This window comes from Mycobacterium vicinigordonae (genome assembly GCF_013466425.1).
GTDB lineage: Bacteria > Actinomycetota > Actinomycetes > Mycobacteriales > Mycobacteriaceae > Mycobacterium > Mycobacterium vicinigordonae.
This window is the reverse complement of the sequence record NZ_CP059165.1, coordinates 2818152-2841127: the sequence shown is the minus strand read 5'-3', so window position 1 is coordinate 2841127 and position 22976 is coordinate 2818152. Positions and strand designations below refer to the sequence as shown.

The following is a 22976-nucleotide window of genomic DNA, read 5'->3' as shown; positions in this document are numbered from 1 at the left end:
ATAGGCCGGCAATCACATGTCGAGGCCGACGTCCAGAACTCGCACCGAATGCGTCAGCGCACCCACGGCAAGGTAGTCCACCCCCGTGTCGGCATACGTCTTCGCGGTGTCCAGGCTGAGTCCGCCGGACGACTCCAGCAGCACTGCCGGCGCCCGCGCGTCCCGACGCTGCACGGCGATCTGTGTCTGCCACACCGGAAAGTTGTCCAACAAGATCAACTCGGGCTTCTCCGGCAGCACCTCGTCGAGTTGTTCTAGGGAGTCCACCTCGACCTCGCAGGACAGCTCGGGTGCGTGTGCCCGCACTGCGCGCAGCGCCTCGACCACCGATCCGGCCGCGGCCACGTGGTTGTCCTTGATCAAGGCTGCATCGCCCAGGCCCAGGCGGTGGTTGACGCCGCCGCCGACCCGCACCGCGTACTTCTGCAGCGCGCGCAGCCCTGGCAGGGTCTTGCGCGTGTCGCGGATTTTGGCTTTGGTGCCGCTCACCGCTTCCACCCAGGCCGCGGTCATGGTGGCGATCCCGGACAGGTGGCATACCAGGTTCAGCATGGTCCGCTCGGCGGTCAAGAGGCCCTGGGTCTCGGCTTGCACGGTCAGCAACGGTTGGCCGGGCTGCAGGCGAGTGCCGTCCTCGACGCGGTGCAGCACCTGATAGCCGTGGCTGCCGATCACCTCGTCGAGCACGAGCAACGCGACCTCCACCCCGCCGGCCACGCCGGCCTCCCGCGGCACCATCGACGCGGTGGTCACCGTGCCTGCGGCCACCGTCGCCAAGGTGGTGGCGTCCGGTCCGTAACGGAGGTCCTCGACCAGACCGCGGCGAATCACTTCGCGGGCGTCGGCCCGCTCGTCGTCGTCCAGGATCATCAGCCCACCGCCGCCAGCGCCTCCGCCTGGACGGCATCGCAGGATCCGGCGGCCAGCCGGACCAAAATGCTGCGGCCCTGCTCAATGCTCGTGGCCGGGTATTCGGCGCGGTGGTGGCATCCACGGCTCTCGGTGCGGGCGAGGGCGGCCGCCGCCACAGCTCGGGCCGCGGTGGCCAGCGCGACGTCCTCGGCTCCGAAACGCTCCGAGACCTCTCGCACCGGCGCGGCGTCCAGCGTCTGGGCCAACCGGAGCAGTCCGGCGGCGTCGCGCACCACCGAGGCGTCCCGGCTCATCGCCCATTGCAAATCGCTGCGCGGCGGCGCGGTGTGGGCGATTGGCTCGGGCATCGCCGCCCGGATACGTCCCGCGGCAGCGGCGTGCGCGGCGGCGAGTTTCCCGGCCCGCCCGCCGACCACCAGACCCTCCAGCAGGCTGTTGGAGGCTAGCCGGTTGGCGCCGTGCATGCCGGTTCGCGCCACCTCGCCCGCCGCGTACAACCCGGGCAACTCGGTCTGGCCACACACGTCGGTGACCACGCCGCCGCAGCTATAGTGCGCGCCCGGCACAATCGGAATCGGTTGGCGGACAGGGTCGATGCCGGCCGCCAGGCAGGAGGCGGTAACGGTCGGGAACCGAGCCGCGAATCCGGAGATGCGGCGGGCGTCGAGGTAGGCGCATGGATCGCCGGTGGCCTTCAGTCGCGCGTCGATGGCGGCGGCGACCACGTCACGGGGAGCCAAATCACCCATCGGATGCACTCCCGCGGTGATCGAATTACCTTGCCGATCAACCAATATCGCACCTTCACCGCGGATCGCCTCGGTGATCAACGGACGCCGACCGCCACTGCCCGCGGAATAGAGCATGGTCGGGTGAAACTGGATGAATTCCAGGTCGGCGATCGCGAGGCCGGCCCACAACCCCAGCGCGATGCCGTCGCCAGTGGAACCGCTCGGATTGGTCGTCGCCGAGTACAAGTGGCCGAGTCCGCCGGTGGCCAGGATCACCGCCGGGGCGTGGATGATGCCGCAGCCGTCGGGCCGGGTAACCAGTACCCCGGTCACCGCGGAATCGTGCAGCACCCGAAGCGCGACGTGGGAGCCGCGGATGTCCAGCGCGCGGGCAGCGTGGTCCAGGGTCCGCTGCACCTCGGCGCCGGTGGCGTCGCCTCCGGCATGCACGACGCGGCGCCGCGAGTGCCCGCCTTCGCGCGTCACGTCCCACCCGCCCGACATCGATTCGTCGAATCGCGCTCCCTGGCTGACCAATTCGGTCACCGCGCGGTAGCCGTCGGCGACGATCGAGTAGACCGCGTCGGGGTCGCACAGTCCGGCGCCGGCAGCCAGGGTGTCCGCGACATGCGCGTCGACCGAATCGTCGTTGTCCGGCAACACCACCGCGATGCCGCCCTGCGCGTAGTGCGTGGCCGTCGCCCCGTGCAGCTGGGATGATTTATTGAGGACGACCACCCGGCGACCGGAGCGATGTGCGGCCAGCGCCGCGGCCAGCCCCGCCACCCCCATCCCGATCACGACGACGTCGGCGCGATCCTGCCAGACCGCGGCGGTCGTCATTCGCCACCGCCGGGCTGGCCGATTTCGATCATCCGCTGCACGCTGCGCCGGCCCGCGGCGGCGGTGACGGGGTCGACTTGCACCTCGTCGGCGCCGTCGAGCAGGCAACGCAGCAGCGCGGCCGGGGTGATCATCTTCATGTACTTGCACGACGCTCGGTCGTTGACCGCCTGAAAGTCGACATCCGGTGCGGCCCTGCGTAATTGGTGCAGCATCCCGACCTCAGTGGCGACCAGAACCTTGCGGGCGCGGGTGGCGTGCGCCGCGTCCAGCATGCCGCCGGTGGACAAGATCTTGACCCGGTCAGCGGGGAAGGCGCCCTCTCCCGCCAAATATAACGCTGAAGTGGCGCAACCGCATTCGGGATGGACGAACAGTTCGGCATCGGGATTCGCCCGCGCCTGGTCGGTGAGTTCGTCGCCGTTGATCCCGGCATGCACGTGACATTCGCCGGCCCACACGTGCAGGTTCTTACGGCCGGTCACTCGACGTACGTGGGCACCGAGGAACTGGTCGGGGCAGAACAGAACCTCGCGCTCGGGATCGATGGAGGCCACCACGTCGACCGCGTTGGACGACGTGCAGCAGATGTCGGTAAGCGCCTTTACGTCCGCGGTGGTGTTGACGTAGGAGACGACGATGGCGCCGGGGTGCTCGTCCTTCCAGGCCCGCAGTTCGTCGGGAGTGATCGAGTCGGCCAGCGAGCAGCCGGCCCGCTGATCGGGAATCAGCACTGTCTTCTCCGGACTGAGAATCTTGGCGGTCTCGGCCATGAAGTGCACCCCGCAAAACACGATGGTGTCCTCGGGCGCCTCGGCGGCGATTCGCGACAGCGCCAGCGAGTCCCCTACGTGATCGGCCACGTCCTGGATCGCGGGCAACTGGTAGTTGTGCGCCAGCACGGTGGCGCCGCGTAGCCGCGCCAGGCGGCGAACCTCGGCAGCCCACCGCGCGTCGCCTTGGACGCCGGTGTACCCGGTAGGCGTACTGACGATGCGGGCTGCCAATTCGTCGGCGAGCGTGTCCATGCGATTCGCGACCGTCATGGGGGCTCCTTTCGCACCAGGAGGTTTTCGACTTATAATCGAAAACATGCCTAATGGTAGCACTCTGCATGAAGTGCTTGCGGTCGTGTTCCAGGTTCAGCTGGAAACCGCGCCCACACCGTCTGGGAAACCGCAGCTTAACGTGCTGTTATGGCAGCGTGCCCAGGATCCGCAGCGGGGCGCGTGGTCGCTGCCGGGCGGTCGGTTGCGCGCCGACGAAGACATGATCACATCGGTGCGGCGCCAGCTGGCAGAAAAGGTCGATTTGCGCGAGTTGGCCCATCTGGAACAGCTCGCTGTGTTCTCCGATCCGCATCGCGTACCGGGTAGCCGGGTGATCGCGTCCACATTCCTGGGGCTGGTGCCCTCCCCCGCGACGCCCGAACTACCGGCCGATACCCGGTGGCATCCGGTGGACACGCTGCCAGAGATGGCGTTCGACCACGGGCCGATGGTTACCCACGCCCACGCCCGCCTGGTGGCCAAACTGTCCTACACGAACATTGGATTCGCTTTGGCACCAAAGGAATTCGCGCTATCGACGTTGCGCGACATCTACGGTGCGGCGCTCGGCTATCAGGTCGACGCCACCAATCTGCAGCGCGTGCTGGCCCGCCGCAAGGTCATTACCCAGACTGGCACCATCGCCCAGTCCGGCCGCAGCGGTGGCCGCCCGGCCGCGCTCTACCGTTTCACCGACTCCCAACTGAGGGTGACCGACGAGTTCGCCGCGCTGCGCCCGCCCGGCTGATCAACTGTGGGCGGCGCCACGCGACACGCTGGTTTCGGTTCGGCGTACACCGCCTGTACATTGTCTAAGAGATATTTAAGAAGCGGCGGACGCATGCCACGCGCCCGCGGCGGATTCTTCCGGCTGACAGCACTGCACTTGATCCGGGATCGACGGTGCGCACCGCGCGAACCGAGTGGACGTGAAGGGAATGTTGATGGTGGAGCTGGGCAATCTGGCTGGCGCGACGGGGCCCGAGGGGCTGCGATGGATCGGCGCCGCTCCGCATGAGGAGCTGCAGCGCAAGGTCCGGCCGTTGCTGCCGACCGACGACCCGTTCTACCAACCGCCGGCGGGCTTTCAACATGCCGAGCCCGGGACGGTGTTGCGCTCCCGCGACGTCGAGCTGGCATTCATGGGCTTGATTCCGCAGACCCTGCAGGCCACCCAATTGCTGTTCCGGACGATGGACAAGCATGGCAATCCCGAGGCCTCGGTCACGACGGTGATCGTGCCCGCGGAGGTGGCACCCGGCAAAACCATCCCGCTGCTGTCCTATCAGTGCGCCATTGACGCGGTGTCGTCGCGCTGCTTTCCCTCCTACGCGATGCGGCGCCGCGCCAAAGCGGTCGGCTCGTTGGCCCAGCTGGAGCTGGTGCTGGTCGCCGCCGCCGTCGCGGAGGGGTGGGCGGTGTCGGTGCCCGACCACGAGGGCCTGCAGGGGCTGTGGGGCACCCCGATCGAGCCCGGCTACCGCATCCTGGACGGAATCCGGGCGTCGCTGAGTTACGAGCGACTCGGATTGTCGCCGTCGGCGAAGGTGGGGCTGTGGGGTTACTCCGGTGGCGGTCTGGCCAGCGCTTGGGCAGCCGAGTTGTGCGGTCAGTACGCCCCCGAGTTGGACATCGTCGGAGCGGTGCTGGGCTCGCCCGTCGGCGACCTGGGCCACACCTTCCGCCGCCTCAACGGCGGGTTGTTCGCCGGCCTGCCCGCGCTGGTGGTGGCCGCACTTACCCACAGCTACCCCGGCCTGGACGAGGTCATCAAGGAGCACACCAACGAAGAGGGCCGTGCCCTGCTCGACAGCCTCGAGACGATGACCACCGCCGAGGCCGTCATCAAGATGGCCCACAAGAACATGGGCGACTACCTCGACGAACCGCTCGAGCAGACGCTCTCGCGGCCCGCAGTGGTGCACGTCTTCGACAGCATCAAACTCGGGTCCGCAATCCCGTCCCCACCGGTGTTGATCGTGCAGGCCGTCCACGACTACCTCATCGACGTCGACGACATCGACGAGCTCGCCGAGACGTACATCGCCGGCGGCGCCAGCGTCACCTACCACCGGGACGCGTTCAATGAGCACATGGTCCTGCATCCGCTGTCGGCTCCGATGACGCTGCGCTGGCTCATCGACCGATTCGCCGGCCGCCCGCTGACCGACAACCTGGTGCGGACCACCTGGCCCACCGCGTTCAACCCGATGACATATGCGGGGATGGCACGGCTGGGTGTGATCGCAGCGAAGGTCGTCCTGGGCCGCAGGATCCGCCGCCGCCCGCTCTGAGACTCTGTCCCCTCTGACGCCGCGGCCGCTAAGGGACCGGTGTCGGGGGCGCTGGCGGCACCGGCGGAAGCACTATCGACGAAATAGCTTGCCGACGCTGCGGCGGGTAACCACCTAGGTCGTCGCGCACCGAGCCGGTGGCAACCATGGCGTAGACCAGCGCCGCGATTCCGGCCGGCGAAATCAAGGTGGCCGCTATCAAGATCTGCGAGTGGCCCACCAACACCGGCGGCGCCAGTTCGACATAGGTCAACGAGTGCTCACCCGAAGCGAGCGGTACTGTGTTGAAATCCACTGCGCCATAACGCATCCGAACCAGCAGCGCGCCCACCGTGGCGGCCAGCGCGGCGGCAGCGATCAAGCCTGCCGTCAGTGCCGCGACCATGTGCGGCCCCCGATGGTCGCGCCATTGCCAGACCGCCACGGCCGCCACCACAGCGACCACGCCCAGCAGGCCCGCCAGCAGTACGGGCGCGACGAAAAAGTTCTGCGATTCGCTGCCCAGGTATTCGTGCACGCGCTCGCCCTTGCGGCTGACCGCCACCACCGCGTGAATTGACGGAGCAATCCACGCCCACAACGCGCCCACCAACACTCCGCACACCGCCAGCGCGGCGATCACGACGAGGTATGCGCGCTTGCGAGATGTCCGCGGTCTGGCCGGGCTGGGCTCTGCCCCTACCGGCTGCTCCTGGGTCATCGACAACCCATCCGTCACGCCGCACTCACCTCCGATTCCATGGCCCTCGCGAGCATATAGTCGCTGCGCCCCCGGCACCGAGCGTAGGCATGAGGCAAGGACCTCTAGTTGCCCTTCGCAGGGCGCTGCGTGACTTGATCAGCGCTGCACGTCCAGATCGGCTGAGTCCACCTGTCCGTGCCGCGAACACTTCGCCCACCAGCCGTCGGGCCGGACCTGCACGATCATCCGCCGCCCGCACTCGGCGCAGAACCGGGGCGGCTCCAGACCCAGCTGGGCCGCGGTAGGCACCGCGGTTCCCGCTTGGTCGCCGGTATAGACGTTGTAGGCGCCGGCACCCACCGGGCCCGGCAGATCGCCGGTCATTACAGGCTGGCGTTCAGTGCCTTCAGCGGCATCTGCAGGTCGTTGAGCAACTCCAGATCAGCTTCGGCAGGACGCCCCAACGTGGTCAAGTAGTTGCCGACGATCACGGCGTTGATGCCGCCCAGGATGCCCTGCTTGGCGCCCAGATCGCCGAGCGTGATCTCGCGGCCGCCGGCGAAGCGCAACATGGTGCGCGGCAACGCCAGCCGGAACGCACCCACCGCTTTGAGCGCTTCGCTAGCGGGCAGCACCTCGAGGTCGCCGAAAGGCGTTCCGGGGCGCGGGTTGAGGAAGTTCAGCGGCACCTCGTGGGGATCCAGCTCGGCTAGGTCGGCCGCGAATTCGGCGCGCTGCTCCAGCGTCTCGCCCATGCCCAGGATGCCGCCGCAGCACACCTCCATGCCGGCATCGCGCACCATCGACAGCGTCTGCCAGCGCTCTTCCCAGGTGTGGGTGGTGACGACGTTGGTGAAGAACGACCGCGCGGTCTCCAGGTTGTGGTTGTAGCGGTGTACCCCCATCGCCGCCAGTCGTTCCACCTGTTCGGCGGTCAGCATCCCCAGCGAGCAGGCGATCTGAATCTCGACCTCGTTGCGGATCGCTTCGATGCCCGCCGCGACCTGGGCGAGCAGCCGCTCGTCGGGCCCGCGCACCGCGGCAACGATGCAGAACTCGGTCGCGCCGGACTTTGCGGTCTGCTTGGCCGCCTCGACCAGGCTGGGGATGTCCAGCCACGCGCTGCGCACCGGGGATTTGAACAGCCCCGACTGGGAACAGAAGTGACAGTCCTCAGGACAGCCGCCGGTCTTGAGGCTGATGATGCCCTCGACCTCTACCTCTGGGCCACACCAGCGCATCCGTACCTCGTGCGCCAGGGCCAGCAGCTCCTCCAGCCGGTCGTCGGACAGCAGCAGCACCTGCAACACCTGATCCTTGGTCAGACCCTCGCCGCGCTCCAGCACCTGCTGGCGGGCGACCGCGAGAATGTCCGAAGCCTCCATGCCATCCTGGCCGGCAGCACTGGTCGGTCGAACTGGCGCTTGAGTCACCGGGTTACTCCCCTGAAATCTGTAGATGTTCTCTGTGTGGACGCGTTTCTGAGCCGCGCGCCTCGGGCAGCCTGAGCGAATGTCGTTCAGGTTAGGGTAGCGGGCGGCCTATGCACCGATTCGTCTTGGTTGCCGGTTTGGAGGGTCACCCGACCGCCATGAATCACTTCGTCGTCGAGTGCCAAACCCAGGTTTCTGCCCATCACGCTTTGCTGCTGGCCATTCCGGCGTTCTTTCCGGCGGTGATCGTCGTCGGTGTGATTTCCTATATCGCCATCCGAGATCGGCGTGCCGACCATGGTGAAAAGTCGGACGACAAGTCGGCGCCCAACGGGGATTAGCGGTCGCTCGGGCCGACTGCCCGAACCGGGTGGTTCAGCGAGGCTCGGCGGAGTTGGTCTGCGGACCGGCGAAGGCGAGGCGAAGCTGGGACCGCCCAATGAACCGGGTGGTTCAGCGAGGCTCGGCGGAGTTGGTCTGCGGACCGGCGAAGGCGAGGCGAAGCTGGGACCGCCCAATGAACCGGGTGACTCGCGCACTCACCCGCCGAGTGCGGGCCGCGGTATCCGGTAGCGGCGGTCTCGCATCCGGAAGGCGGTGTTGGCGCCGCGCCGCTCCCCGCCGTCGGCCAGACGCCCGACGCCCGTCACGTCAGCCCAGGATCTGGCGCCCGGGTGGCCCGCCCACGGCGGCAGCAACCGTGACTGCGGTGCCGACGACCCGATCGCGGGTTCGGCCCCGGGGGTTGTCGCGCCGATCCCTGCCCAACCCTGCGGAACAGTCAGATCGCCAATCGCCTTCCCCTGGCCGAGACCGGCCGCCACCGGTGTCGGAACGCCAGCCGTTGCGGCGGCTTCGCCCTCGACGTCGTGGGCGATCTCCGTTTCCGCTTGCTCGATGCCCCCGAAGGTACTGGCCTGGATCTTCGACTGCGTGAGGCCGTTGAAGAAGCTCCCGCCGCTGAAGGTGGTGTACGGCATCTGATACGCCAAGGTGAGCGGCCCGGTCAGGGTGTTTAGCTCACTCACGATGGTCAGCGCAGGGGTCGAGGTCGCCGACGGCGCGGCCCCCTCGGTCGCGAGGGTCTCCAGGTGCTGGGGTAGCGCCGATATCAACTGCGACGTGGCGACCTGCGAATTGCCGGCTGTCTGCGGCGGCTCGGAGAACGGTGTGAGCACAACCGCCGTCGACGACGACGCGGCGTAGTTGTACATTGCCGCGGCGTCCTGTGCCCACATTTCGGCATATGCCGCTTCGACGGCCGCGATCGCCGCCGTGTTTTGTCCGAAAAAATTCGTCGCGACCAGCGCTGCCAGCAGAGCCCGGTTGGCCGCGACCTCCGTAGGAGGCACCGTCGCGGCGAAGGCCGCCTCGAAAGCAGTCGCCGCTGCACGCGCCTGATTGGCACTGTGCTCAGCTTGCTGCGCCGTCGTCGCCACCCACGCCAGGTACGGTGCGACAGCCGCGGCCATCGCCGCCGACGCCGCACCGGACCAGCTCTGGCCTTGCAACGTCGCGATCGCGGCGCAGTATCCGGTACCGAAGAGTTCAAGTTGCGCCGCCAGAGCGTCCCATGCCGCGGCGGCCGCCAGCATCGGATACGAGCCCGGACCCGCATAAATCCGGGTCGAGTTGATCTCGGGCGGCAGCGCCCCGAAATCAAACATCACGGCCCCTTCCACAACAGCGAGACCCTGGTGCCGGAACGCTGCGCAGAACTATCCGCCAAGGACCGGGCGCGGCATCTTGAAGCCGCGCGACGGGACGCGCAGCACGTTGTTGACCGTGGCATGCCCCCAGCGACTCCCCGACGCGCTCGTGCCCATCATCGGGCCGGCTCCGGGCGTGTGGGACAGTCCGGCGGGGGTCGCACTCAGCTCCGCTTCCGACAACCAATGTGGTTCTTCGACGACGCTGGCCACCGGCGCGCTGGAAGCCCAGGAGGGCGGTACCGACAACCCGCCGATCGGCGCGGCCCGGCCTGCGCCGGCAATTACCGACCCGGCCGGTGCGAGCGCCGCCGCCTTGACCGCGCCCCTGCCGGCGGCAGCGGCCGCCGCCGCGTCCTCGCTGGCGATCTGAGGCAGGTCCTTGGCCTGCAGCAAACTTCGGTACGCACCGGCAAGGAAGCTGGCCCCGCTAAAGATCGTGCGGGCAAAGCCGGCACCGAGATTGGATGGCGACGAAAGCGTGTTGAACTCACTAACGGTGCTGAGCAACGATGACGACGACGAGGTCGAACTGACTCCCGCGAGGCTCCCCAGCTCGCGAGGAATGACGTTGACGAGCTGCGCAAGGGTCGACTGCGAGTTCGACGCGCTCGTGCTGGCGGCGACTGCGGCCAGGGCGGCACCCTGGTTCGCCTGGGCCGCGGCACTCGTGGTTTGCGGCGGCTCGGTGAACGGTGTCAGTGCCGTCGCCGCCGAGGAGGCCCGCGCGTAGCCGTACATCGCTTGAGCGTCCTGCGCCCACATCTCCGCGTAGTCGGACTCGATTGCCGCCACCGCTGCCGTGTACTGGCCGAACAGATTTGCCCGTACCAGCGCCTGATACTGCGCGCGGTTGGCAGCCACCACGGCCGGCGGCACCGTCGCAGTAAACGCCGCCTCGTAGGCGGCTATCGCCGCGCGCGCTCTTGTGGCGGCTTCGTCGGCTTGCGCCGCTGTCTCGGCGATCCAGTCGAGATACGGTTGCACCGCGCCGGCCATGCTGGCAGATGCATCGCCGGACCAGGCTTGGCCCTCCAGCTCCGAAATCGTCGCGGTATACCCGCGCCGCACCGACTCCAGCTGGCCGGCCAGCGCCTGCCACGCCGATGCCGAAGCCATCAGCGGCAGCGAACCTGGCCCCGCATACATCCTGCTCGAGTTGACCTCCGGCGACAGCGCCCCGAAATCGAGCAAGGTCGGCTCCCCTCCTGCAGTGGACCGCTGCGGTTCGCCGGGCACTGTTGCGGTGTGGCAACAGCACGTCCAACGCCCCCGTGCGGTCGGGCGACAACAATTTCAATCGACCCGAGACCGAGCATCTGGCCGCGAACCCGCCGGAAACGTATGCGACCCAGCTGACAGTCCTTCACAGAAAAGCCACCGAGTCGCGCGCAGCACCACGCTGCCGCGGCAGCAGCAAAACGTAAGCAGTTGGCAAATTGAGGGTTAGGTCGCGGTGAACCACAAATGACCGCGGACATAAGCGATGCCGTGCAAACTCCCGGCACCATTCTGATCTGCGTGAGCGAAACATTGGATCAGGCGACGACTTACCCCCAACCAACATCGCTCCGGACCTCGGCATCAGACCCGTTGAAACGGGGATTAGCGGAGGCGGCAAATGGGCATCAATGGTTCACAATTAAAAGTTGGCGGCGGTCGATGACGCGTGTTTCGGGGTTTCCGTGGTTCGGCGAACTGGGAGGCGATAGCGGTGGTTCTGTCAGTTGTTGCAGAAGACGCGCCGGCTCGAGGCGCAGGTTTGGATCAGGTCATCGGGCTTTCCATTGCCGCGATGGTGATCGCCTTGGCGATGCTGTGGATCGGCTATTGCCACCGCACTCACCGCATAGCCTGGTTCGGCCGTTTCGCAGACTGGCTGGGCGTCAAGTTCAACCGGCCGCCGTGGGTGGCGCTACCGGTGCTGGTCTTCACCACCTTCATCATCTGCGCGCTGTTCGGATTCATCTGGGACGTGAGCTGGCACATCGGCGAAGGCCGTGACCCTGGTCCGCTGGCCAATCCCGCGCACTACTTCATCATCATCGGCCTGTTCGGGATATTCCTGGCGGGAATGATCGCGGTGGTACTGCCGTTCGACAAGCCCGGTCCAGCGGCGGTGCGCATCACCAAGACCTGGCACGCACCCGTGGGTGGGGTGCTGATGGCCGGGTGTGGTCTGTATGCGCTGATCGGATTCCCGCTCGACGACATTTGGCACCGCCTGTTCGGCCAGGACGTGACCCTGTGGGGCCCAACGCACCTGATGATGATCGGCGGCGCGTGCTTCTCCCTGTTCGCGGTGCTGATGCTGGAATACGAGGGCGGACGGGCCCTGCCGGACGCGCCCACCGAACGGCCGTTCGTCCGATTTCTGCGCTACCTGTCCTGCGGTGGCCTGCTGATCGGGCTGTCGGTATATCAGATCGAGTACGACTTCATATCAGATCGAGTACGACTTCGGGGTCGAGCAATTCCGCCTGGTGCTGCAGCCGATGATGATTGCCGGAGTTGCGGCGCTGGGTCTGGTGGTTGCGCGTATGACGCTGGGAAAAGGCGCCGCGATCGTCGCCGCGCTGTTCGCGATCGCTTTACGCGGCGGTGTCGCGCTCCTGGTGGGTCCCGTGTTGGGGGCACCGATCAGCTGGTTCCCGCTCTACCTGGGGCCGGCGCTGGTGGTCGAGGTGGTGGCGTTGACACCCCTATATACGCGTCCAATCGTGTTCGGCGCGACGGCCGGTCTCGGTGTCGGCACTATCGGGCTCTGGCTGGAGTCGCTGTGGATCGGCACCGTCTACCACTACCCGTGGCCGACGGGAATGTGGGGTGAAGCGCTGGCCATGGCGGTGCCGGTGGCGGTGCTGATGGGCATTTGCGGTGCGCTGCTGGGCATGGTGCTCACCGGGCAGCGCCTACCGCGCCGCTCGATCGGAATCTCGGTGGTGGTGCTGGCAGTGCTGGTGATCGGTACAACGGTGGCCAATGGCCTGCACATCGTGGTGCCCAAGCAGGACAGCGCCACCATCGCCTTGACCGACCTGCCGAGCGAACCGGGCAAACGCATGGTGTCGGCCGACGTGCAGCTCAACCCGGCCAACGTGGTCGGCGACAATCCCAACTGGCTGACGATCCTGTCCTGGCAGGGCGGCATGGAGAACAATCGCGGCTTGGTGATCGACCGCCTCGAGAAGGTCGGTCCCGGCCACTACCGCTCCACCCAGCCGATCCCCGTCTGGGGCAAGTGGAAGACGTTGCTTCGGGCGCAGGACGGCTACACGATGACCGCCGTGCCGATCTGGGAGCCGGCCGACGAGGCCATTCCCGCCGCTGAGGTGCCGGCACTGGCCAACAGCACACGACCGTTCGTCCAGGAGATCACCATCCTGCAGCGCGAACGCGATCAGAACGCCCCGGTTTGGCTGTTCAACGCCGGTTCGATCGTGGTGCTGATCCTCACACTGATGGTGATCGCGGGAATCACCTGGGGCGCGGGGCGAATCAACGGCGGGACCAGCGAACCCAGGCTGACCGAAGAAGAGGAAACTCCGCTTCCCCGGGCGGCTTAACTGTGGCTCGCGTCCTTGGTTTAGTCCTCGCCGTAGTCGCACTGACCGCGACGTTGGTGGGCTGCGGCGGTAAGTCGCCGAGCAAGCCGAGGTCGCAAGCCCTGATCGTCGACGTTGTCATCGCCAACGGGCAGGTGACGCCGACCAACGCCACCTTGCATGCCTCGGTCGGCCAACAGATCAACCTGCGTGTCAGCAGCGATGTCACCGACGAACTGCACGTGCATTCGACGCCCGACCACAAGTTTCACGTGGCCGCCACCCCCGACCAGACCTTCCAGTTCACTGTCGACGTACCGGGCAGCGTCGACGTCGAACTGCACCACCTGCACCGGACGATCGCCACCATCCAAGTGCAATCGTGAGCTCGTCGCTGCTGGCCCACGGCCTCGGCGGCTCGGGCGATCTACCGGTCCCCTACGCCTACGCCATGGTGGGTGCGGCCTGGGCGCTGACATTCACATTCGCGCTGGTGGCGTTCGCATGGAAACGGCCCCGGTTCGACCCTGACAAACCCGGTCGCCCGCTGCCCGCGGTATTGACCCAGCTGGTCGACTCCCCTTTTGCTCGCGCGACGGCCGCTGGTCTTGCCTTCGCCTTCGCGGTGTGGGTGATCCTGGTCGGGATGTGGGGGCCGCAGAGCCCGGCCAACGGCCTGCTCGGTGCGTTCTACGTGCTGTTGTGGGTGGGATTGGTGGCACTGTCGCTGATGTTCGGGCCGGTGTGGCGGGTGATCTCACCGGTGCAGACGCTGTACTTGCTGCTGCGGCGCGCTCTGCCTGACCGGCTGGCTGAGCCGCGGCTCGCCTACCCGGAAAGCTGGGGGTACCGGCCGGCGGCGGCCGGGTTATTCGCGTTCGTATGGATGGAACTGGCGAGCCCGAATTCGGCGTCGCTGAGCGGTGTGAAGGCGTGGCTACTGGTCTATACGGTGGCACTGCTGAGCGGCGCGTGGCTGTGCGGTCGGCGCTGTCTGACACGGGCCGACCCATTCGGCGTCTACAGCATGGCGGTGTCGCGGCTCTCGCCGTTTCGCCGACACGACGGTCGCATCGTCATCGGCAATCCCTTCGACCACCTGCCGTCGATGCCGGTGCGCCCGGGCCTGGTGATGGTGTTAGCGGCACTGCTCGGCTCCACGGCATTCGACAGTTTCTCGGCCTCGCCGACCTGGCGCAACTTCTCCGACAGCGTGACCCATGCCGACCCGCTAGCCTCGTCGGCGCTGCGCAGCTTGGGTCTGGTGGTGTTCATTTCGGTCGTCGCGCTGACGTTTTCGTTCGCGGCGCGCGCGACCGGCGGCCTGGACGCCCCACGGCGCCGGGCGTTACCCGGCGAGATGGCGCACTCGCTGATCCCGATAGTGGTGGGCTACGTCTTCGCGCATTACCTGACCTATCTGGTGGAGCGCGGACAGCAGGCCGCGATCGCCGTGGCCGACCCCCTCAGTCGCGGCTGGCAGGTGGCCTACGTGTTGTCGATGCACCCGCCTGTGCTGGCCACCATCAAGGTGGCCTGCGTGGTGACCGGGCATATCGTGGCGGTGATCGCGGCACACGATAAGGCGTTACGGTTGCTGCCGGCCGGCCATCAACTCACCGGTCAGCTAACGATGATGCTCGTGATGGTTGGGTACACCTTCACCGGTCTGTACCTGCTGTTCGGTGGTTAGGTGGAACGCGCGGTCGCGCTTCCCGACCGCGGGCGAAAGGAAGCGAATTGGCAGCACGGCACGCAACCGAGCCGAACTCCGTCGACGTGAACACCGAGCGGCCGCGGCGCCGGCATCGGCTGCGCGCAGTGACTAGAGTCAGCATCCAATCCAAGGTCCTGGCGATGTTGCTGGTAGCCAGCCTGACCTCGCTGGGCGTGATCGGGGTGGTCGGATATGTGACCGCCCGCAACGCCATGTTGCCCACCGCGTCCGAGCGGATGATCCAGCTGCGCGAGTCCCAGCAGCGGGCGGTGGAGACGCTGTTTGCGGATCTGAGCAACTCGCTGGTTATCTACAGCCGCGGCACGACGGCAGCCGAGGCGGTCGAGGCCTTCACCGCCGGCTTCGACCAACTGGCGAATGCGCCCATCGACCCCGCCCAGCAACAGGCGCTGGTGAACTACTACAACGACAAGCTGATTAAACCCGTCGAGCAGTACACCGGCACCAAGCTGGACCTCAATGCCTTGCTGCCGAGCAGCAACCCGCAAAAATACCTGCAGGCGCACTACACGGTCGCCGCGGGCGGGTCCTCCCCCACCCCCGAAGACGCCGGCGACGGCAGCGCTTGGTCGGCCGCCAATGCGCGGTTCAACGATTATTTCCGCGAGATCGCCACTCGATTCGAATACCGCGACGCGATGCTGCTCGACTCCCGCGGCAACGTCGTCTACACCGTGCGGAAGAGTCCGTCGCTGGGCACCAATATCCTCACCGGTCCGTACCGCTCTTCCAACCTGCGCGGCGCCTACGAGAAGGCAATGGCCGCCAACAGCACAAACTTCGTGTGGATTACCGATTTCCAGCCTTACCAGCCGCAACTCGGTGCTCCGATCGCGTGGCTGGTGGCACCCGTCGGCCCACCGGGCAAGCCGGCCGGAGTACTGGCACTGCCGCTACCCATCGCCAAGGTCAACCGCATCATGACCGCCGACAAGCGCTGGGAAGCCGCGGGGATGGGCAGGACGGCCGAGACCTACCTCGCTGGCCCGGACAACCTGATGCGTTCTGACTCACGGTTGTTCGTGGAAGATCCACAGCGATACCAGGCCGAGGCGGTGGCGGCGGGCACTCCACGGACCACCGTCGAACAAGCGCTGCGCTGGAAGGGCACCACACTGGTTCAGCCGGTCGCGACCCCGGCGGTGCGCGCCGCCCAGCGTGGCGAGACCGGAACTATGATCGACACTAGCTATCTGGGCCGCCGGGAACTGGTCGCCTACGCGCCACTGACACTGCCCAATTCCGATCTGCACTGGTCAGTGCTGGCCACCAGAGAGACCGACGAAGCCAACGCGCAGGTCGCATCGATCGCCCACACGTTCCTGTTGACCACGGCGACAATGGTTTTCGTGATCTGTGTGGCGGCGTTGTTGGTCGCGCAGACGTTCGTGCGCCCCTTGCGGCGCCTGCAGGCAGGCACCCAGGAGATCAGTGCCGGCAATTACGAAGTCTCGATCCCAGTGACGTCACGAGACGAAATCGGGGAACTGACAGTCGCTTTCAACGACATGAGCCGTAACCTGCAGATCAAGGAAGAACTGCTCAAAGAGCAGCGCAAGGAGAACGACCGCCTGCTGGGTTCGATGATGCCCGAACCGGTCGCGCAACGGTACCGGGACGGCGAGCAGACCATCGCCCAGGAACACCAGGACGTCACCGTCATCTTCGCCGATTTCATTGGGCTGGATGATATTTCGAATCACCTGACCGGACACGACCTGGTGGCCACAGTCGACGATCTGATCCAGGAACTCGACTCCGCCGCCGAAGCCCTTGGCGTCGAACCGATCCGCACGCTGCACAACGGTTACCTGGCCAGCTGTGGGCTGAACTTCCCCCGTCTGGACAGCGTGCACCGCACGGTCGAGTTCGCCGTCGAGATGCAGCAGATCATCGAACGATTCAACGGCCGCACCGGCTACCACCTGTCGCTGCGGGCCGGGATCAATACCGGCAACGTTGTCAGCGGGCTGGTGGGCAGGTCGAGCATCGTGTACGACATGTGGGGCGCGGCGGTCAATATCGCCCACCAAATACGCAGCAGCGCAAGGCAATCCGGAATCTATGTGACCACCGGCGTGCATGATGCCGTCGGCGACCTTCGAAAGTTCGAGCCGGCTGGCACCATCACCGTCGGCGGCGCCGAACAGCAGATCTGGCGACTGTTGGAGACACCGTGAGCGAGGACTGGTCGTCGTTCGGGTGGGCCGCGGCCGTGGTGCTGGGCCTACCGCTGCTGCTGATCGGCCTGACCGAATGGCACCACATCCTGGGCCGCAAGCACAGCAGCCTGGGCCCGCCCGTGCTGCTGTTGCGCAACTACGTGGTGCCGCTGGGCGCGTTATGGGTGCTACTCGTCCAGGTGGCCGATGTGCCCGCTCAGTTCACCTCGGTGCGGGTGCTCGCGACGGTGTTCGGCTTCGTCATGCTGGTGCTGCTGCTGTCCGGCCTGAGCGCCACCGTGTTCGAGGACGCACCGGATGGTTCCTGGCGCAAGCGAGTGCCGGCAATCTTCCTGGACGTCACCCGGTTCCTGCTGATCGGCGTCGGCCTGGCCGTGATCCTGTCCTATATCTGGGGAGTGCGCGTCGGCGGCATCTTCACCGCGCTGGGTGTCACGTCCGTTGTCATCGGCCTGATGTTGCAGAACTCGGTCGGCCAGATAGTTTCCGGTCTGTTCATGTTGTTCGAGCAGCCGTTCCGCATCGGCGACTGGCTGGACACCCCCGCGGCGCGAGGCCGGATCGTGGAGGCGAACTGGCGCGCGGTCCACATCCAAACCGGACGGGGCCTGCAGATCACCCCGAACTCGGTGCTGGCCACCACGTCGTTCACCAATTTGAGCCGCCCGCCGGGCGGGCACCGGCTGAAGGTCACGACGACGTTCGCGGCCGCCGACCCTCCGGACCGAGTATGCGCGGTATTGTCGCGCATCGGCGACGCGCTGCCGCAGCGCAGGGCGAATGTGCCCACCACGGCGTTGCCAGCGGGCGCCGGCAAATACCACGTCACCATCGCTTTGAATTCGCCTGCCGACGACTCGTCCGCACAGGCCACTTTTCTGCGCTGGCTCTGGTACGCGACTCGGCGCGAGGGTTTGCACCTCGACGAGCAGGACGACGACTTTTCCACGCCGCAGCGCATCGAGGGCGCCTTGCGCACCTTGGTGGCGCCGGCGCTGCGGCTCAACCAGGAGGATCAACGGTCGCTGGCAGCGCACGCCAGGATTGTCCGCTACGGGGCGGGTGAAATCGTCGAACATGCCAATCAGGTTCCGACTGCGATGACGTTCCTGATCGCCGGCAGCGTCCGCTTGACTGCGGTAACGGCGGACGGGTCCGAAGTGGTGATCGGCACCCTGGACGAAAGTTCCTTCCTGGGTGTCACCGCCCTGACTCGGCAGCCCAACCTAACCGACGCGCGGGCCATCGACGAGGTGACTGCGCTGCAGATCGGCCGCGAGCACATCGCCCAGCTGGTGATGGGTAAACCGATGCTGCTGCAGGAGCTAGGTCGAGCCATCGACGAACGACGCGCCCGGGTGCAGCAGGCCTAGCCGCGTTCAGCCGAGCGGGTACTCGACGCGCTGGTCACCGTCCCAACGGCGCAAACCGGCAAAGCTGCCTACCATCGGCGGTCCGGCGATGCGCACTGCACGACCGAGCTGGCTTTCTGGAACCCGTCGGGCCAGCGTGACGTGGGCGGTCCACTGGCCGGGTCGGCTGTTGGGCATGGGCGTGAGGTGCCCGGAGCTGAGCCGGTGCACCTCGGCGTGCAGGTCCAGTAACTCACGGGTGGGGACCACCAGCCGGGCCAACACCAAGGTGCCGCGCCCGAAAATCACCGGAGCGCCGATTGCACAAGGCAGCGGAAGCTGTCCGGTGATCGGGGTCAGCTGCTGGTCAACCGCGGGCTCGATGTGTTCGGCGGCGATCAGTGTCACGTGCGGGCGGCCGGCCGCTGCCCGGCCGGCAAGTTGGGCGGCGGCCAGCTTGTCCCAAATGCCACGGATCGCGGCCTCGGTATCCGGCTCGAAGAGCAGTTCCAACGAGTGGGCCATCAGCCGGCCAGCGTACGTACCCAGTCGGAGTCGAACGCCGCTGCGCTGATGTCGGCGAAATCGGTCGCTGACGCCGCCCCGGCCGGCAGCACCGCGCGCACCGCAGCCAGGCGTTCCAGCGCTGCCCGGTTCGACGTCTCTACCAGCCCTGCGCTGGCCGACCAGCTGCCGATCACCAGACCAGCGCACGAAACACCTTTTACTGCAAGGGCTTCCAGGGTCAGGGCGGAATGATTCAGGGTGCCCAAACCGGCCCTCACCACTACCAGGGCCGCCGCGCCGAGGTCGATGGCGACATCACGCAACGTGACACCGTCGCGGGCGATTTCGACCAGCAATCCCCCAGCACCCTCCACCAGCGTCAGTCTGCCGGGCCGCTCCAGGCCGCGGATCAGCGCCGTCACCTCGTCGCAGGTCGGCAGCGACAACCCGGCCTGCGCGGCGGCGGCCGCCGGCGCCATCGGCAGCGGGTAGCGGGCCAAACCGGCCAGCGCGGTCACCCCGGACAGCCGGCCTACCTCGGCCAGATCGTCGTCGCCTTCCGCGATGCCGGTCTGGGCGGGCTTGCACACCGCGACATCTACGCCGAGTTGGCGAGCGTGGCTGGCCAGAGCGGCAGTCACAACGGTCTTGCCGACGCCGGTGTCGGTACCGGTGACGACGAGGACGGTCAAGTGCCGGAAAGGACGTCGGCGAGTACTCGGCTGGCCAGCTGCAGTTCCTCAGCGCTCAGCGAGGCTCGGGCGGTCAGCCGCAGGCGGGACGTCCCGGCCGGAACCGTCGGCGGTCGGAAGCAGCCGACCTTGACCCCAGCCTCCAGGCACGCCGTCGCTGCGGCCAGCGCCACCTCGGGCTCGCCCAGGATCACCGACACCACCGCAGCGTCCGGGACCTGCGGGACGTCGCAGACACGGGCCAATTCGGCGGCATGGGAGAGCACGGCAGCCGGCCGCCATGGCTCGTCCTGCAGCACGTGGAGCGCAGCGAGCGCGGCGCCGACCGCGGCGGGCGCCAACCCAGTGTCGAAGATGAACGGCCGCGCCGCGTCGATCAGGTGGGCACGCACCTCGGCCGGACCCAGCACCACTCCGCCCTGGCTGCCCAGCGCCTTGGACAGCGTCGTGGTCACCACTACGTCGGGTGCTCCGGCCAGACCGACTTCGTGCAACAGCCCGCGGCCCGCGCCGCGCACACCCAGGCCGTGGGCCTCGTCGACGATCAGCAGTGCGCGGTGTCTGCGGCACACGTCGTGCAGCTCGCGCAGCGGTGCCAGCGACCCGTCGGCGCTGAACACCGAGTCGGTGACCACGACGGCGCGCTCCTCCCGGCGCGATTCCAGCGCTGCGGCTACGGCATCGACGTCGCGGTTGGGCGTCACCACTACGCGCGCCCGGGACAACCGGCAGGCATCGACAAGCGAGGCGTGCGAGTACGCGTCGGAGACGAGCAGCGAACCCGGTCCGGACAGGCTCACCACGGCGCCCAGGTTGGCGGTGTAGCCCGACGAGAACACCAGCCCCGCGGCGGCACCGATGTATTCGGCGAGCTCGGTCTCGAATTGCGCGTGCAGCGCGGTGTCCCCGGTCACCAGCCGCGATCCGGTGGAACCGGCACCCCACACCCGCAATGCCTGCACGCCGCCCTCGATGACGTCGGGGTGCTGGGACAGCCCAAGGTAGTCGTTGGAAGCGAGGTCGAGTTCGGTGCTCACCGGCGGTCGTGGCCGCAGCGCGCGCCGCAGCCCGGCGTCGCGGCGCTGGGCCGCGACGGTATCCAGCCAGGCCAGCGGCGACGCCTCGATCGGTGCTTTCATCGACGATTAGCCTACGAGGCTGGCCACGCGCACCATCGCCGAGGTGATCTGTGCGATGTCGGCCGGCCCGCAGATGTAGGGCGGCATGGCGTAGACCAGGTTGCGAAACGGGCGCAACCACACTCCGCAGTCCAACGCCGCGGGAGTGGCGACGGCCAGGTCGACGGTGCGGTCGCATTCGATGACGCCGATGCCGCCGCACACCCGAACGTCGGTCACCTGCGGTAACGCGCGGGCAGGTTGCAGTCCGGCAGTCAGCTGGGCGCCGATTTCGGCGACGCGGGACTTCCAGTTCTGTGCCAGCAGCAGTTCCACGCTGGCCACCGACACCGCACAGGCCAGCGGGTTGGCCATGAACGTGGGGCCGTGCATCAGGGCGCCGTGCCCGGCGCTGATGGTGTGCGCAATGTCGCGGGTGCACAGGGTGGCGGCCAGGCTGAGGTATCCGCCCGTGAGCGCCTTGCCGACGCACATGATGTCCGGACTCACCCCGGCGTGGTCGGCGGCGAACAGCTCGCCGGTGCGGCCGAAGCCGGTAGCGATCTCGTCGAAGACCAGCAACACCCGGTGGCGGGTGCACATGTCGCGCAGGTCGGCCAGGTAGCGGGGGTCGTGAAAGCGCATCCCGCCAGCGCCCTGCACAACGGGTTCGACTATTACGGTCGCCAGCTCGGCGGCATGGGCGGCGAGCTGCGTTTCGAAGGCCGCGCTGTAGGCCGGGTCGTAGCCGCGCGGTACCTGGGGAGCGAACACCTGAGCGGCCAGGATGTCGGTCCACAGCGAGTGCATGCCGCCGTCGGGGTCGCAGACGCTCATCGGTGTGAAGGTGTCGCCGTGGTAGCCGCCGCGCCAGGTCATCAGGCGGTGTTTGGCCGGTTGGCCCAAGCTGCGCCAGTACTGCAGCGCCATCTTGACCGCGACCTCCACCGACACCGATCCCGAGTCGCTGAAGAAGACCGTCTCGAGGCCCGGCGGGGTGATCTCCACCAGCAGCTGCGCCAGCCGGGTCGCCGGCTCGTGGGTCAGGCCGCCGAACATCACGTGGTTCATGGTGGCCAGCTGGGCGGTCATCGCGGCGTCCAGCGCCGGGTGACCGTGCCCGTGGATCGCGGTCCACCAGGAGCTCATGGCGTCGAGCACCTCAATGGGCCGGCCGTCGCGGATCAGGGTCAGTTTGGCGCCGCGGGCGGCGACCGCGACCACGGGGGGTATGGCCTCGCTGCCGATGCTGCTGTACGGATGCCACAGATGGGCCGCGTCGATTGCGCTGATCTGCTCGGGGGTCAACCCGGGCCGCGGTGCCGCCACGGGGTTCGACAGTAGCCCAGCCGGTGTTCCGGCCCTTCCGTGCGCATGAGGCGCGGGGGGTTTCGAACGAATGCCGTGCGCCGTTCTCCAATGAACGCCGCCCTATCGACGTCCGAGTCGCACAATGGGCGCTCATCGGGAAGCATTGACCGATATGGCCGCACCGCACGAGCCCGACCCATCGCCGGCTAGTGGCGCCGCGGCCTGGACCAACGCCGATGCCGCGGCGGACGTCCCGGCAGCGACCAACGTCCCCGACGCGATCGACTTTCCCACAGAGCCGGGTGAACACTTCGACGCTGCCCCGCAGCCGGTACTGCGGCTGCGGATATCCCCGCTGGACGTAATTTGCACCGTGGTGCTGATCGGCGCGCTGGTCGTGCTCGCGACCGCAACCAGTTGGCCCACAAGGCTTTACGGCTTCACCAGTGACATCTGTCCGCAGGATACGTGCGAGCCGGTTCCGTTCGGCCTGAACTACTACATCTATCCGGTGATGTGGGGTGGAATCGGTGCGGCCCTGGCCGCGTGCGGTATCGGACCGTTCGTGTCGCTGCTGAAGGGCTGGTTCATGTCCTTCTGGCCCGCGATCGCGGTATTGGTTCTGGTGGTCACGTCGTTCGTGGCGCACGCTCTCACCGACTTCAGCGCGCAGTACTGGCATTGAGCCAAGGTCACGCCGCGGCAACGCTCGTGAGACCGAAATCACAACTGTCATCACAAGATTGGCCGCGCTAATCACCCTCCGGTCACGTTACGACAAAAAATGTCGAGGGGATCTGGCGCCCACTCTCTTCTGTTGCCAAAGTGACTGCAGTGACTGGTGTGAATAACTCGGGCTAACCGACTGGTTCACCTACCAAGAGTCATCCAGCGGCGCGAGGCCACGACGATGCGG

General features: G+C 67.2%; 20 protein-coding genes and 1 pseudogene. 9 read left to right on the top strand and 12 right to left on the bottom strand.

What is annotated here, in order from left to right; all coding sequences use genetic code 11:
• Positions 1-12: 12 nt before the first annotated feature.
• Genes nadC through nadA form a run of 3 tightly spaced genes read right to left on the bottom strand, consistent with a single transcriptional unit; the run spans position 13 to position 3493 of the window.
• Positions 13-870 (bottom strand): carboxylating nicotinate-nucleotide diphosphorylase, encoded by an 858-nt coding sequence (gene nadC / locus H0P51_RS12955; RefSeq protein WP_180918433.1) that lies wholly within the window; start codon positions 868-870, stop codon positions 13-15.
• On the bottom strand, positions 870-2447 hold the full coding sequence (locus H0P51_RS12950; protein WP_180918432.1) for an L-aspartate oxidase: 1578 nt from the start codon (positions 2445-2447) through the stop codon (positions 870-872). The genes nadC and H0P51_RS12950 overlap by 1 nt, the downstream gene beginning before the upstream one ends.
• Entirely contained in the window at positions 2444-3493 is a 1050-nt protein-coding gene (gene nadA, locus H0P51_RS12945) for a quinolinate synthase NadA (protein ID WP_180918431.1), read from the bottom strand. The genes H0P51_RS12950 and nadA overlap by 4 nt, the downstream gene beginning before the upstream one ends.
• A 46-nt stretch (positions 3494-3539) precedes the next feature.
• Between nadA and H0P51_RS12940 the strand changes: the two genes are divergently transcribed.
• Together H0P51_RS12940 and H0P51_RS12935 are read left to right on the top strand one after the other, a co-directional pair.
• Positions 3540-4244 (top strand): NUDIX hydrolase, encoded by a 705-nt coding sequence (locus H0P51_RS12940; protein WP_180918430.1) that lies wholly within the window; start codon positions 3540-3542, stop codon positions 4242-4244.
• 196 nt (positions 4245-4440) lie between these two features.
• Positions 4441-5790, top strand: a complete 1350-nt coding sequence (locus tag H0P51_RS12935; protein ID WP_180918936.1) for a lipase family protein — start codon at positions 4441-4443, stop codon at positions 5788-5790.
• A 28-nt stretch (positions 5791-5818) separates the two neighbouring features.
• Here H0P51_RS12935 and H0P51_RS12930 read toward each other — a convergent pair whose 3' ends face one another.
• From H0P51_RS12930 to bioB, 3 genes are all read right to left on the bottom strand, one after another.
• Entirely contained in the window at positions 5819-6490 is a 672-nt protein-coding gene (locus H0P51_RS12930) for a DUF2567 domain-containing protein (RefSeq protein WP_180918935.1), read from the bottom strand.
• A 138-nt stretch (positions 6491-6628) separates the two neighbouring features.
• A complete protein-coding gene (gene bsaP / locus H0P51_RS12925; protein WP_180918429.1) occupies positions 6629-6856 on the bottom strand; it encodes a biotin synthase auxiliary protein BsaP in 228 nt (75 codons plus the stop codon).
• Positions 6856-7905 carry a biotin synthase BioB gene (bioB, locus tag H0P51_RS12920; RefSeq protein WP_180918428.1) on the bottom strand — a complete coding sequence of 350 codons (1050 nt, stop codon included), beginning with the start codon at positions 7903-7905 and terminating at the stop codon, positions 6856-6858. The genes bsaP and bioB overlap by 1 nt, the downstream gene beginning before the upstream one ends.
• Positions 7906-8015: 110 nt before the next feature.
• Here bioB and H0P51_RS12915 point away from each other — a divergent pair, with 110 nt between their 5' ends.
• On the top strand, positions 8016-8246 hold the full coding sequence (locus H0P51_RS12915) for a hypothetical protein (protein ID WP_425489000.1): 231 nt from the start codon (positions 8016-8018) through the stop codon (positions 8244-8246).
• A gap of 198 nt (positions 8247-8444) precedes the next feature.
• Here the strand turns inward: H0P51_RS12915 and H0P51_RS12910 are convergent, their stop codons facing one another.
• Together H0P51_RS12910 and H0P51_RS12905 are read right to left on the bottom strand one after the other, a co-directional pair.
• Positions 8445-9572: a PPE family protein gene (locus H0P51_RS12910; protein WP_180918427.1), complete on the bottom strand. Its 1128-nt coding sequence runs from the start codon at positions 9570-9572 to the stop codon at positions 8445-8447.
• 51 nt (positions 9573-9623) lie between these two features.
• Positions 9624-10808 (bottom strand): PPE family protein, encoded by a 1185-nt coding sequence (locus tag H0P51_RS12905; protein WP_180918426.1) that lies wholly within the window; start codon positions 10806-10808, stop codon positions 9624-9626.
• Between the two features lie 568 nt (positions 10809-11376).
• Here H0P51_RS12905 and H0P51_RS12900 point away from each other — a divergent pair.
• From H0P51_RS12900 to H0P51_RS12880, 5 genes and pseudogenes are all read left to right on the top strand, one after another.
• Positions 11377-13180: pseudogene (locus H0P51_RS12900) on the top strand (hypothetical protein).
• Positions 13181-13182: 2 nt separating this feature from the next.
• Positions 13183-13545, top strand: a complete 363-nt coding sequence (locus tag H0P51_RS12895) for a hypothetical protein (protein ID WP_180918425.1) — start codon at positions 13183-13185, stop codon at positions 13543-13545.
• Complete coding sequence (locus H0P51_RS12890; RefSeq protein ID WP_180918933.1) at positions 13539-14852, top strand: hypothetical protein; 1314 nt, start codon at positions 13539-13541, stop codon at positions 14850-14852. Before H0P51_RS12895 ends, H0P51_RS12890 begins: the two co-directional genes overlap by 7 nt.
• 86 nt (positions 14853-14938) lie before the next feature.
• Positions 14939-17077: an adenylate/guanylate cyclase domain-containing protein gene (locus H0P51_RS12885; protein WP_246398799.1), complete on the top strand. Its 2139-nt coding sequence runs from the start codon at positions 14939-14941 to the stop codon at positions 17075-17077.
• Complete coding sequence (locus H0P51_RS12880; protein WP_180918424.1) at positions 17074-18453, top strand: mechanosensitive ion channel family protein; 1380 nt, start codon at positions 17074-17076, stop codon at positions 18451-18453. Before H0P51_RS12885 ends, H0P51_RS12880 begins: the two co-directional genes overlap by 4 nt.
• Positions 18454-18459: 6 nt before the next feature.
• Here H0P51_RS12880 and H0P51_RS12875 read toward each other — a convergent pair whose 3' ends face one another.
• The 4 genes from H0P51_RS12875 to H0P51_RS12860 are packed head-to-tail and all read right to left on the bottom strand — an operon-like array spanning position 18460 to position 22078.
• The gene (locus H0P51_RS12875) at positions 18460-18957 is read right to left on the bottom strand and encodes a 2'-5' RNA ligase family protein (RefSeq protein ID WP_180918423.1); all 498 of its coding nucleotides are present in this window, start codon (positions 18955-18957) and stop codon (positions 18460-18462) included.
• Positions 18957-19631: a dethiobiotin synthase gene (gene bioD / locus H0P51_RS12870; RefSeq protein WP_180918422.1), complete on the bottom strand. Its 675-nt coding sequence runs from the start codon at positions 19629-19631 to the stop codon at positions 18957-18959. The genes H0P51_RS12875 and bioD overlap by 1 nt, the downstream gene beginning before the upstream one ends.
• On the bottom strand, positions 19628-20770 hold the full coding sequence (locus H0P51_RS12865; RefSeq protein ID WP_180918421.1) for an 8-amino-7-oxononanoate synthase: 1143 nt from the start codon (positions 20768-20770) through the stop codon (positions 19628-19630). The genes bioD and H0P51_RS12865 overlap by 4 nt, the downstream gene beginning before the upstream one ends.
• 6 nt (positions 20771-20776) lie before the next feature.
• Positions 20777-22078, bottom strand: coding sequence for an adenosylmethionine--8-amino-7-oxononanoate transaminase (locus H0P51_RS12860; protein WP_180918420.1), 1302 nt, complete (start codon positions 22076-22078; stop codon positions 20777-20779).
• Between the two features lie 154 nt (positions 22079-22232).
• Between H0P51_RS12860 and H0P51_RS12855 the strand changes: the two genes are divergently transcribed.
• Complete coding sequence (locus H0P51_RS12855) at positions 22233-22745, top strand: hypothetical protein (RefSeq protein ID WP_180918419.1); 513 nt, start codon at positions 22233-22235, stop codon at positions 22743-22745.
• Positions 22746-22976 lie beyond the last annotated feature (231 nt).